Source organism: Eubacterium segne (assembly GCF_014287775.1).
Lineage (GTDB): Bacteria > Bacillota > Clostridia > Lachnospirales > Lachnospiraceae > Eubacterium_G > Eubacterium_G segne.
In genome coordinates, this window is the sequence record NZ_JACOOZ010000003.1 from 38,981 (window position 1) to 51,390 (window position 12,410).

Genomic DNA, 12,410 nt, shown 5'->3' on the forward strand with positions numbered 1-12,410 from the left:
TTCTTATAACTTTTATCCTAAAACCACTTCTATTTCATTTACGGTTCCTTCCGGTAATACCTTTATTTCAGGAACAATTTCACCATTTACCTTTATTTCCTTAACTCCTTTCATAACAGCATCAGGATTAAGTACTGTGATATTATAAGTAGCTCCTCTCCATTTTCTTACTGCAGAAAATTGCTTCCAGTCTGCCGGTATACATGGATTGATTTCCAGTTTGTCAAAATCAGGTCTGATACCCAGCATATATCTTGTTGCCGAGAAATATGACCATCCACCGGAACCCGTCATAAACGGATGTCTAGCACGGCCAAAGGCTGTGTGATCCTTCCCCATAATAAACTGACAGTAGGAATAAGGCTCTGATTCCCTGATTTCAATCATATCATTCTGGTTATACGGACAAAGTGAATTGTAATATTCCATTGCACGGTCACCACGTCCGAGGACACATTCAGCAGCCCATGCCCATGGATTTGGATGAGAGAATATAGAACCATTCTCCTTTACTCCCGGATATACCCGTGTAACAAATCCAATGTCATCATCCGGAACTGTATATGATGGTGCGTTAAGCATAATTCCGTATTTTGTTGCAAGGTACTTGTGAACACTGTCCATAGCCTTTATGCCCCGTTCATAATCAGAAGCTCCTGATAAAACTGCCCAGGCATTACTTTCCAAATGAACCTTTCCTTCCACATCATTCTTTGTTCCGATTTTCTTAAGATTCTTTGTTATTCCTCTTATATACCAGTCTCCGTCCCAAAGCTGTGTTTCGCATACTTTTTTAACCTTACATGCCATGGCTGTATACTTTTCTACGTCATCATCTCTTCCTAAATATCCTGCCAACTCTAAAAAGCTGTTAATTGCCCAATAATGAAGGAATGAAACCATTGCACTTTCTCCACCGCCTAAATTAAGACAGTCATTCCAGTCAGCCCTAAGCCCCTTACACACACCGGTCTTTCCTACTTCTCTGTCAGAAAAATCAAGTATACTCTTCATATGGTCATATACACGGTCTCTTCCTTTATCTGCATAATCAACTTCCCTGTCAGCAAAGGCTAAATCTCCTGTTTCCTTTATGTATTCAACTATAGATGGTATCAACCATAATGCATCATCTGAACATGCATCTTCTATACCGTGAATAATGTCTTTTTTATTAATTCCCGGAATAACCGTTGGTGATTTGAAAGGCTTTTTCTTTTCCTCTTTCTTTTCAAACCATTCCGGGGAGAATAAATGTAATCCATAGCCCTCTGATACCAGTCCGTTTAGAAGCTGTAGAATTCTTTCTTTACATTTTTCCGGATTTGAATGAGGAATAGTCATGGAATCCTGTGCCGTATCCCTGTATCCTAATCCTGTTCTTCCGCCTAACTCAATAAAGGAAGCAAATCTTGAAAACATAATGTTAACTTCAGACTGATATAAATTCCAGATATTAATCATGGTATTCATGCCTTCGTTTGGTGTATTAATCTGAAGACGGGACATTTTATCTGCCCAATATTCTTCTAACTGCTTATATGAATTATCCACATTTTCAAAGTTAGAATATTTTTCCCTTATTTCTTTTCCTTTTTCTCTATTACCTTCTCCCAGCATAAATACTAAACGTATTTCTTCGCCCGGCTCAAGAATGATATTTTTTTGTAAAGAACCACAATGGTTGTTTCCCTTTTCAAAAGAGCCACTGCATTTTCCATTAACAACTGCTATAGGATTGTCTTCTGTATGATACAAACCGATGAATTTATCCCTTAAACAATCAAATCCATCCGGCTCAAAATTTGATGTGAAATACTGATACCCAAACTCTTCATAGAACAAATCATGCTCTATAACTCCATCCTCGTAGGATGAACCTGCGCAATACAAACTCATTTGGAAATTCTGATTATCAATCATAATATGATGGAATGAAAATTCACAGTATGAAAAAATGCTTAGGTTTCTTGGCTTATCATCAGTATTTTTTATTACAACATCCCATAATTCTACATCATCATCCATGGGAACCGTCATTCTCTGACTTGCTTTTATTTTGTCGTAAAGACACTCATATATGGAATAAGAAAGTCCGTGACGGCATTTGTACTGTGCCTTATCAAGAGGCTTCCCTACCGGCTGCCATGAAATACTAAAATAGTCTCCATTGTCATTATCCCTTATATATACATAATGCCCCGGTCTGTCCATTGGAACTGCATTTCCCCTAAATCTTGTAACCCTGTGATATTCCGGCGATTTGTAAAACATATATCCGCCTGCCGTATGATTTATAACGACACATGTATCTTTTACTCCGAGATAATTAGTCCATGATGCAGGTAATGCTACATTATCTATAACATACTCTTTTTTCTCATTGTCAAAATGTCCGTATCTCATATACTCCTCCATTTTTCTTGTAAGATTTCCTTTTCACTGTTCATTATAAACATGAATAGAAATAAAAAGAATGACTGGGGTTGTTTATTACTTTTCTAAATTTGGCGAATTAATGCCTTTTTACATATAAAATTTTTAAGATGTAATTGAAAACTTTGCAATATAAAAGAGACACCATTATTGAGGTGTCCCTTTTGTAATTTAAACTACATATACATTTTGTTAAAGTTTGTTAATCTTAAATGCTTCCCATGCTCCTGCAACAGTATCACTTATAGCATATAACTTTCCACCATCATTTAGATCAGCCTGAACATACTTACCGTTAGCTATGGAATATAATGCATATTCACCATCGGATATTTTTTCAATAATGAACTTTTCCCACGTTCCTATACTATCACTTCTTGGTAATAACTGACATTTCTCATCAATTACGGCACACACATATTTTCCATTAGAAACTGATCTTAAGGATACTGTTCCGTCGTCATTTGTAACTATTTGGAATGATTCCCATGCTCCACCACATGATGAACGGTTAGCTACAATAGTATCACTACCTCCGTTTTCAGCACAAACAACTTTTCCATTGGCAATTGATGTAATATATGTATCTGCGTTATTAAAATTAACTCTGTCAACTTTTTCAATAATTATAGATGATGTTTTGTCGTTAAAGTCTCCCAGTCCTGATGCATCCTGTAAAAGCGTTTTAGCCCCTCCTGAAAATCCTGCATCATTATATAATATTACTCTATATCCGTCAGGAACTTTAACTGATGAAATCTGGTCGTTTTTAATTCCCGCTGCAACCATGGCACTATAATCATATTTTCCCTCGCCTAATGAAACTGACCATCCACCATAATCTGAATGCTCACAGAAAGTTGCCTTTGCATTAGATGACGCATTGGAAGTTGAATCTCCTACCTTTTCAATCACAAATGCCTCCCATGCTCCTGCTATTGAGTCACTTCCTGCAATTAATTTTCCACCATTATCTAAGTCTGACTTAACGTATTTGCCATTTTCAGCACTTCTAATTCCATATTCTCCATCTTTAATTTTATATATTTGGAATTTTTCCCATGTACTTGGGCTGTCACTCCTTGAAGTAAGCTGGTTTTCTTCATCTAAAACAGCACATACATATTTGTTATTTGCTTCAGCTTTAATATTAACTGTTCCATCACCATTATTCTCAATAAAGAATGTTTCCCATGCTCCGCTGTAACTATCCCTGTTAGCCATAAGCGGGTCACTTCCACCATTTTCTGCAACAACATACTTTTCATTTGCTATTGATTTGATACTGTATTTGCCATTTGAAAGGTTGACAGTAGAATATGATGACATATTAGAGCTTCCGATTTTTTCTATTTTTATAGACGAAGTCTTGTCATTTAAATCATCACCTACATACGATGCATCTGAGGTGAAATCTTTACTGGAACCCTTAAAATCAGCATCATTACATAGGGTAACTTTATAACCTGATGGAACTTTTAAAGATGAAATTGCATCATTTTTAATTCCAGCAGCTAAAATATCACTGTAATTATATGAACCTACACCTAAGGACACTGACCAGCCTCCATAGTTTGAATGCTCATAAAAAGATGCTTTTGCATCCGATGAAGTTGAATCTCCTACCTTTTCAATTACAAATGCCTCCCATGCTCCTGCTATTGAGTCACTTCCTGCAATTAATTTTCCACCATTATCTAAGTCTGACTTAACGTATTTGCCATTTTCAGCACTTCTAATTCCATATTCTCCATCTTTAATTTTGTATATTTGGAATTTTTCCCATGTACTTGGGCTGTCGCTTCTTGGAGTAAGCTGGTTTTCTTCATCTAAAACAGCACATACATATTTGTTATTAGCCTCCGCTTTAATATTAACTGTTCCATCACTATTATTTTCAATAAAGAATGTTTCCCATGCTCCACTATAACTGTCTCTGTTAGCCATAAGTGGGTCGCTTCCACCATTTTCCGCAACAACATACTTTTCATTTGCTATTGATTTAATGCTATATTTACCATCAGACAACTTTATTGCTGCATAAGATGTTGAACTTGAATTATTAATTTTTTCAATTTTAATTGATGATGTTTTGTCATTTAAATCATCACCCACATATGATGCATCTGAGGTAAATTCCTTTTTGTCACCTTTAAAATCTGCATCATTATATATTGTTACCTTATATCCCGACGATACTCTAATAGATGAAATTGCATCATTCTTAATTCCAGCTGATACTATGTCATTATAATTATGTGAGCCTTCACCTAATGATACAGACCTGCCTCCATAATTTGAATGTTCATAAAATGTTGCAACACCTGATGTGCTACTGCCTGATGAATTATTATCTGATGAACTGCTTCCACCTGTAGATGAAACCTTACCCGGTAAATATTCCTTCACAACATTATATATCATATTGTTTTTCCATGCTGATGAAGTTCCTACAGCTGACCATTTATTTTTAATGGTATCTGCTGAATCATTATATATATCAACTGATTGCGGACTATGATTATAAATACCCCACGAACTGTTTCCGGTAACCTTGTAAGACCATGTTGTCCAATGCCATCCCTGGCTGTTAAATATAGACATAGCAGTCTTCCAACCCTGTTCCTGTTCAAAACACGTAAATTCTCCTACAAAAGTTGGTACACCATAATTGTGACTTGAAATATCAGAAACTTTTCCTGAAAAATACGATTGCTGGGCGGAACTGCTGTTTTGCGCATTCCATGGATAATAATGGTACTCATATGCAACATTTGTCCATCCGTACTGTGATGGTCTCGGAAGATTATTTGCATCCCAACATGATTCCATTATAATAATATGATCTGAATCTTTTGAACGTATTGCATTATATATCTCATTGTAAAAGTCCCACTGAAGACTGTATGTTGCAGCCGCTTTGATTCCCGGTTCATTTAAAATATCATAAGCTGCTACAGCAGGATTTCCCTTAAAATGTTCAGCTATGCTTTTCCACAAATTCAATGTTTTATTTTTATTGCTTTGATTGTAATATAACTGCGTACCATCATTTACCTCACCGGAATGATCCATACCATTTTGCGAACCAAATGCTCCGTGCATATCCAGTATTACATACATTCCTCTTGAACTACAGTTACTTACAAACCAATCCAATCTATCAAAGGCATTAGACTTTAAATTACCATTATCATCACATAAATTCATATATGTAAAAGGTAGTCTGATAACACTCATACCCATTTCAGCACAATTATCAAAATCCTGTGTTGTCCAGTAATTGTCTTCATATGTTGCTACCAGTTCATCTCTCTTTGAAGAACCAAATCTGTTAGCTAAAGTGTCCATCATTGTTCTTTGATCTGATGCATTAGTGGGATTCATCCAGTTTTCCTGAACAAGCCATCCACCTGCGTTGGTTCCACGCAAATATACAACATCGCCACTTCCCTTTGATTTTCTTATTTGCGTTCCGTTTACCTTTAAAAAATCATTTGATTCAAGGGCTGATGCTGCCTTCACCTGTGTAATGTTTGCAATATTTCCCGTAGCTACCAGTCCTAGTGTCATTGTCAAAGCAAGAGCTGCACTGACAAATTTTCTTCCCATTCTTTTTAAACGTCTCATAAATTACTCCTTGTAAAATCTGTTACGTTAATTTTACAACTAAGGATTATCCCTAACAATGATTCATATTTTAGATGAAACGATTTTATTTTATGAGTACACTAAAAAATACATACCTAAATTTTAGATTGCATCGAATTAATTTTATTGAAGTCTATACTTTATAAAATAAAATTCTGTAGACTTCTCGTAGACTTTTACGCGGTATTGACTTGTAGGCACAAAAAAGAGACTCCTGTCAAAATCTACAAGAGTCTCTAAATTCCTTATAAAATCAAAGTTTTAATTAAAATTTGCCTTCATCAGCAGCCTGCTGTACGGAAACAGCAACAGCAACTGTAGCACCAACCATTGGGTTGTTACCCATTCTAAAGCCATTTGTTTTTCTATGTTATATTATGATTTAATATGTCGTATAATGCTAATAAACATAGGCTTTACACGAAATGGTCTATGATGATTTGTGTTGTTTTGTGTTTTATTATTTTTATGTGTGATTATCTTGAATGTGGACGAGATGTGGACGAGAAAGCGTGTTAGAAACGCCTGCAATAAAATAGGAATGATATATTTATTATAATACCATTCCTACCTATTATTATGCAATATTTAATTCTTTTATATGGTCGAGGTCAGATAAATCCATTCCTTCATACTTCTTTGTGAACTCATCAAGAGTCTCTTTTCTTATTTTAAGGCTACCCAATTTAAGTGCAGGGAGCAATCCTTTATTAATAAGATCATATACAAGATGAATACTTACTCCTAATGTAGCCGATGCTTCTTTTACTGTATACAGCATTTTATCTTCTCTATTCATAATCACGCCTTTCCAGTTGAACCAAATCCACCTACACCTCTGTTAGTATCAGATAATTCATTTACTTCTTTAAAGTCAACAGATAAGTATGGCATTACTATTAATTGAGCAATTCTTTCGTTTGGTTCAACCATTTTTATTCCATCTGTGTCATTATGTAAAGCAACTATATATTCTCCACGGTAATCACTATCACAAACCCCAACGCAATTAGATGGTCTGATTCCTCTTTTTGTTGCTAATCCACTGCGGGCAAATATAGCCCCAAAATAACCTTCGGGAATTTCCATTGACAATCCTGTGCCGATTTTAACCGTTTTATGGGGATTGATTAGAATTCTTTCTGGTATGCAAGCATATAAATCATAACCAGCAGCTTGTTCGCTTCCTCTAGTTGGAATAATTGCATTTTCGTTTAATTTTTTAATCTTAATTTCCATCGTATCCTCCTTTTATCTCCATTAGTTTTTCTAATGCGTCTGCTTTATTAAGAAATATTGCTTCGTCAATATCTCTATCTGAAAAGATATAAGCATGTTTAGCTGTTGTACTATCCAATCCTACATAATAATCATCTGCTACGGTTCTAATATGTAAATCATATATGTCTGTAAGTTCAGGATTGAATGAAATTTTAATAAAATAAACAGTGTCATTTTTATTAAGTTTAGTCACAATATAGAACCACCTTTCCTTGTTTAAGCGTTTCTTTTGCATCAATTACCCTTTGGTTCTTTGAACCTCGCCATTTCAACGTAAGGTCTTTCTGCTCATCTATATATTCTCCGTCAACGAGTACATCTACATTTGAAATAATCTCCCATCGAATAATTGCGGAATGTTTCCAACTTGCTTGTAACCATTTCTTTGATTCAATAAATGCATCTTTTATTTGTTCAAATTTATATCCCGTATATAACCAGATTGTTTTGTTGGGAAAAGAATTACGGATTTCTTTAATTAGAGACAAGACTTCATCGAGGTTTTGTTCCGCTAAAGGTTCGCCCCCTAAAACAGAAATTCGTCTGATATATGGTCGATCAATCAATTCCATAAATTTATTTTTTGCTTCTTCTGTCCATTCTTTACCACCATTAAAATCCCATGTTTCAGAATTGAAACAGTTGAAGCAGTGTCTGTCACACCCTTGAACGAAGAGGGAGACTCCAACTCCCTCTCCATTTGAAATGTCCATAGATCTAATCTGTGCGTATCTCATTATAAATCCTCCGCAATATCTGTCATATGAACATATCTCTCCTTAATTTCCTGAGTACGTCCTTTTCCCCAGTAATTAGTTCCAATATATCCGCAAGTCCTTCTTGCTACATTCATCTTGTCTTTATTTCTATTGTGGCAATTTGGACATTCCCAAATAAGTTCACCACCTTCATCAATAATTTTGATTTCACCGTCATAACCACAAATCTGACAGTAATCAGATTTTGTATTTTCTTCTGCATACATGATATGGTCGTAGATAAATTTATTCATTTCTAAAATAGCATCTACATTATTTACTAATCCATCTGTCTCAACATAAGATATCGCACCTCCAAGTGATAACGCCTGAAATTCTGATTCTTTAGCAAGTTTATCAAATGCATTAATTGGTTCTTTTACAAATGTATGATAACTGTTTGTGATATAGTTTCTATCTGTAATACCTTTAATAATTCCAAAGCGTTTCTGTAGACACTTCGCAAATTTATACGTTGTGTTTTCGATTGGAGATCCATAAATTGAAAATCCAATATAATGTTCTTTATTCCACTGGTCACATTTATCGTTCATAAACTGCATTACTTTAATGCCAAAATCATGACCTTCCTGTGAATCAATATGTGATTTACCAGTCATATATTTTACACATTCATATAATCCTGCATATCCAAGAGAAATACTTGAGTATCCATTATGAAGTAACTTATCAATCTTTTCACCTTTTTCAAGTCTTGCAAATGCTCCATACTGCCATAATAAAGGTGCGACATCAGATAGTGTTCCTTCTAATCGTTTATGTCTGCAAAGTAATGCTTTATGACATAATTCTGTTCTCTGTTCCATTAAATTCCAAAACTTTTCATAATCTCCTTCAGATGACAATGCTATATCTACAAGGTTTAATGTGACAACGCCTTGGTTTAGTCTTCCATAAAATTTATAATTACCATTTTCATCTTTATAAGGTGAAAGGAAACTTCTACACGTTTTTATTACATATCACTATGTACACTGACTATATATTCTCTCCGAGTCCGTTACTCTCATCAACGAGCCGACTGCTTGGAATTGGTGCTTGTCTCCAATCCTACACCGCTACACTCATCACGGTTAGTCGATACACACTTCCTATTTCTAGGGTTGGCACGGTACTCATCTTAGGTCACAGAATCTCTTCTACCTAAGACCTATCCGTTAGCAACTATATTAGTTACACCCTCTAAGCAACGAGGTTCAATCGGTTTATCCTGGGCTGTAGTTTACGCTCACCCATACACGGGAAACAGTTGCCCTCTTTATATTTCTTCATAATCTTCTCTGAAATATAATCAGGGTTCATTCTCTTTGCAGTACACTTAGCTGCAAGTTTTGTTAAATACCAATAAGGGGAATTTTCATGGATATTATCTTCTTCTAAGACATAAAGAAGCTTTGGAAAAGCCTGTGTGACATATACGCCAACTTCATTTTTAAGACCAAGTAATCTCTGATTAAGAAACTCTTCAATAATCATTGCAAGTTCTTTCTTATACTCTGTAGTCTCCCCAAGATACATGAATACACTCAAAAAAGGAGACTGCCCATTTGAGTTAGACATAGAATTGCACTGATAGTTAAATGTCTGAACGCCATCTGCTACTTCTTTTTTGGTATCAGCTTTTGCATATTTTTTACAATCTTCATCAGAAAATCCCCATGACTTATATTTCTCATAGTATTTGTTGTAACTATCTCTTACAAATGGTGCTAAATGTGTAAGAGTAATTGTAGCCCCTCCATACTGAAGTGACGTAACACCAAGAATAATCTGAGTGGCGATTGTACAAGCAGTAATAAATCTATGTGGTTTTTCAATCATTACCTTGTTAATACAAGTACCATTCTGTAGCATATCTTCGAGATTAATAAGTGAGCAGTTACTCATCGCATTCATACCAAAATAATCAATATCATGGAAATGAATAATTCCTTCATCGTGCGCTTGTACAACTTCTGGTGGAAGTAAAAATCTACGAGAAATATCTTTGCTAACAATTCCTGCCATATAATCACGCTGAGTATTTAATACTTTTGAGTTTTTATTGGAGTTCTCAGTATTCCAATATTCACTTTCACCATCTAACAGTTCATCAATCTCGGAATCTGTTGTATTCTCATTTTCTCTCTGAAACTCACGAATACTTCTATATCCCTCATATGCTTTTGCAGTAAGTCTCTGCTTTTTGGTAATTAATTTATCATAAACCATTGATTCAATATCAGAGATGCTTACTTCTTCTTTATCCTTACACTCTTCTTCAATCTCATTTGCAATGTCATCCGCAATCTTTGGCTTTACAATGCCTGAACCATTCTTCATAGCTTTAAGAATTGCCGTTGAGATTTTTGATTTGTCAAAATCAACCTCTGAACAATCTCTCTTAATTACTTTTGTCAATATTTATATCTCCTTCCTCAATTTTGTTTATAAGTCCCTCAAATGACGATTTAAGATTTAAAGTTAGTTCTTTCCAGAATTTACAATAAGCTTTTTCTTGTTCTAGTTCTTTTTGTAATCTATTTATTTTTCCATTATCTTCATTTGATTTTTGTACATTATCAGTATTATCTAACACTTTTAAATAGCCATAATACCTATATAATTCATCATAGTGTTTATTACTTACCCCTATAAATAAACCCTGTTCTACGCCTTCTAAAGTTATCATATAGATATCTTCTTTATTATACGTTCCCATTTATCTCCTTTCTCGATTCCATAAGAAATCAACCTTTCATTTGATTTTTTGATTAAAATAAATCAATTTTAGAGTTATTTTCTTGACTTATTTTATTGTATTTGTTTTAAATTTGGTATAAAATCTTCAAATCCATTATTTTCGTTGCATGTGTACTCAAAGTTTGACCAACTCTGCCATTTAGACGATTTTGCAGTTGCTCTATAACAATTATCTCTTTTGGTGCAATTAATACTACTGCACATTGTTATATCTGACATAATCCACCTCGCTTAATTTAGATAAAAATTAGTTACATAAGAAACAAGTTTTAATTTATCATCAAATATCTTATTGCTTAGTTCTATCTGCCACGGATGAAGTTTATTATGATTTTCATTCAACCCGATAACCGGAATATTATTTTCAAATGCAATTGCCTGTTCAACTAATGTTCCTTTAGAAAAGCAATGCGAAAAATCAACAATTACCATATCGCTATGACGGACTTTATATAAATCATAATCCATAATTTCACGCTGGCTGTCATAACCAACTTCCTTAAAATTGTAGTAATCATTAGGATTAATACAATTAACTTTCATATTTGAATATGTATGTTTAAACATTTTATTCAGCGTTCTTCTCCAACCGTTGATTTCTTCATCACTCAATCCTTCCATCGCTCCGGCTAGATATATCGTAAATTCTTTCATTTACCACGTTCTCCTTTCTAATTGCATCCATCTCTTCAATCATTTTTGCAATATCCCATAAATCACGTTTGTTGTTTTCTATGACTACATCAACCTCTTTTTCAATACCCTTAAAATCTTTTTTGTCGTGTCTTAATCTTCTTTTAATTTCTTTAGGATTGTCGCCACGTTTTTTTAATCTGGATTTTAGGATTCTGTTTTTGGATTTTAAATAAACGGTTAATGTATCTTTACCTATGATATCCTTAATTTCTTGATAACCATCAGGTGTTAGAATTATTATCTTATCCTCATTAAATGTGGTAAGGTCTAATAATGCTGTACCATAATACCAAGTTCCTTCAATTGATTCATATTTCTTCCATTCGGCAAAGAAACCTTCCTCAATTTTTTCTTCAAAAGTTTCTTCATCTGTAAAATGATATGTAACATCCTGTATTTCCTTCGGTCTCATTGGTCTGGTTGTCCAAGTTACAATTTTTTTATAGTCATAAAAATTGGTTAATTTTTTTACAACAGAATCCTTACCACTTCCTGATTTACCCACAATTATAATCATGTTTCACCTAATCCCTTTCATCGTTTGATGATGCAGCTACACACCATTAAAACACCAATTGTCATTCCTAAAAGGAATAAACCTATTCCCGTTGCTATTCCCATAAACACCTCCACTATATTTCTTTAATTTTATCTTTACAAACACCCTTATTATTTGGAATGTATTTCTCTTGCCACAATAAGACATTCCAAGGAATATATTTCCTGTGTCTTAAACACTCAAAATCCATACATTCACGATTAGAACAATAAGGATATTCTTTTGTACCTAACTCAATTTTCTTTTTTGTTCTACTCATATATATT

General features: G+C 34.2%; 11 protein-coding genes and 1 pseudogene. All 12 read right to left on the reverse strand.

The genetic code is table 11. The features are described from left to right. Positions 1-12 precede the first annotated feature (12 nt). Entirely contained in the window at positions 13-2,406 is a 2,394-nt protein-coding gene (locus H8S00_RS04600) for a glycoside hydrolase family 94 protein (protein WP_021952960.1), read from the reverse strand. 222 nt (positions 2,407-2,628) lie between these two features. Further along, a complete protein-coding gene (locus H8S00_RS04605; protein ID WP_186840053.1) occupies positions 2,629-6,066 on the reverse strand; it encodes a DUF7910 domain-containing protein in 3,438 nt (1,145 codons plus the stop codon). A gap of 598 nt (positions 6,067-6,664) precedes the next feature. Further along, a complete protein-coding gene (locus H8S00_RS04610; protein ID WP_186840054.1) occupies positions 6,665-6,886 on the reverse strand; it encodes a helix-turn-helix domain-containing protein in 222 nt (73 codons plus the stop codon). A gap of 2 nt (positions 6,887-6,888) precedes the next feature. After that, a complete protein-coding gene (dut, locus tag H8S00_RS04615; protein ID WP_186840055.1) occupies positions 6,889-7,326 on the reverse strand; it encodes a dUTP diphosphatase in 438 nt (145 codons plus the stop codon). Next, complete coding sequence (locus H8S00_RS04620; protein ID WP_186840056.1) at positions 7,316-7,561, reverse strand: hypothetical protein; 246 nt, start codon at positions 7,559-7,561, stop codon at positions 7,316-7,318. The genes dut and H8S00_RS04620 overlap by 11 nt, the downstream gene beginning before the upstream one ends. Next, positions 7,554-8,105 carry an anaerobic ribonucleoside-triphosphate reductase activating protein gene (gene nrdG, locus H8S00_RS04625; protein WP_186840057.1) on the reverse strand — a complete coding sequence of 184 codons (552 nt, stop codon included), beginning with the start codon at positions 8,103-8,105 and terminating at the stop codon, positions 7,554-7,556. The genes H8S00_RS04620 and nrdG overlap by 8 nt, the downstream gene beginning before the upstream one ends. Further along, positions 8,105-9,109, reverse strand: a pseudogene (gene nrdD / locus H8S00_RS04630) (anaerobic ribonucleoside-triphosphate reductase); the annotation flags it as partial. The gene nrdG and the pseudogene nrdD (H8S00_RS04630), both read right to left, overlap by 1 nt. A gap of 220 nt (positions 9,110-9,329) precedes the next feature. Next, positions 9,330-10,547, reverse strand: coding sequence for an anaerobic ribonucleoside-triphosphate reductase (gene nrdD / locus H8S00_RS04635; protein ID WP_186840058.1), 1,218 nt, complete (start codon positions 10,545-10,547; stop codon positions 9,330-9,332). Further along, a complete protein-coding gene (locus H8S00_RS04640) occupies positions 10,531-10,848 on the reverse strand; it encodes a hypothetical protein (RefSeq protein ID WP_186840059.1) in 318 nt (105 codons plus the stop codon). Before H8S00_RS04640 ends, nrdD (H8S00_RS04635) begins: the two co-directional genes overlap by 17 nt. 272 nt (positions 10,849-11,120) lie before the next feature. Continuing rightward, entirely contained in the window at positions 11,121-11,543 is a 423-nt protein-coding gene (locus H8S00_RS04645) for a hypothetical protein (RefSeq protein WP_186840060.1), read from the reverse strand. After that, entirely contained in the window at positions 11,494-12,102 is a 609-nt protein-coding gene (locus H8S00_RS04650) for a guanylate kinase (RefSeq protein ID WP_186840061.1), read from the reverse strand. The genes H8S00_RS04645 and H8S00_RS04650 overlap by 50 nt, the downstream gene beginning before the upstream one ends. 115 nt (positions 12,103-12,217) lie before the next feature. Then, positions 12,218-12,403, reverse strand: coding sequence for a hypothetical protein (locus H8S00_RS04655; RefSeq protein WP_186840062.1), 186 nt, complete (start codon positions 12,401-12,403; stop codon positions 12,218-12,220). Between the last annotated feature and the right edge of the window lie 7 nt (positions 12,404-12,410).

Excerpts from the sequence above, each read along its gene's own strand:
- H8S00_RS04600 (WP_021952960.1), bottom strand. The coding sequence starts at position 2,406 with ATGAGATACGGACATTTTGACAATGAGAAAAAAGAGTATGTTATAGAT.
- H8S00_RS04605 (WP_186840053.1), bottom strand. The coding sequence starts at position 6,066 with ATGAGACGTTTAAAAAGAATGGGAAGAAAATTTGTCAGTGCAGCTCTT.
- H8S00_RS04610 (WP_186840054.1), bottom strand. The coding sequence starts at position 6,886 with ATGAATAGAGAAGATAAAATGCTGTATACAGTAAAAGAAGCATCGGCT.
- dut (WP_186840055.1), bottom strand. The coding sequence starts at position 7,326 with ATGGAAATTAAGATTAAAAAATTAAACGAAAATGCAATTATTCCAACT.
- nrdG (WP_186840057.1), bottom strand. The coding sequence starts at position 8,105 with ATGAGATACGCACAGATTAGATCTATGGACATTTCAAATGGAGAGGGA.
- H8S00_RS04640 (WP_186840059.1), bottom strand. The coding sequence starts at position 10,848 with ATGGGAACGTATAATAAAGAAGATATCTATATGATAACTTTAGAAGGC.
- H8S00_RS04645 (WP_186840060.1), bottom strand. The coding sequence starts at position 11,543 with ATGAAAGAATTTACGATATATCTAGCCGGAGCGATGGAAGGATTGAGT.
- H8S00_RS04650 (WP_186840061.1), bottom strand. The coding sequence starts at position 12,102 with ATGATTATAATTGTGGGTAAATCAGGAAGTGGTAAGGATTCTGTTGTA.
- H8S00_RS04655 (WP_186840062.1), bottom strand. The coding sequence starts at position 12,403 with ATGAGTAGAACAAAAAAGAAAATTGAGTTAGGTACAAAAGAATATCCT.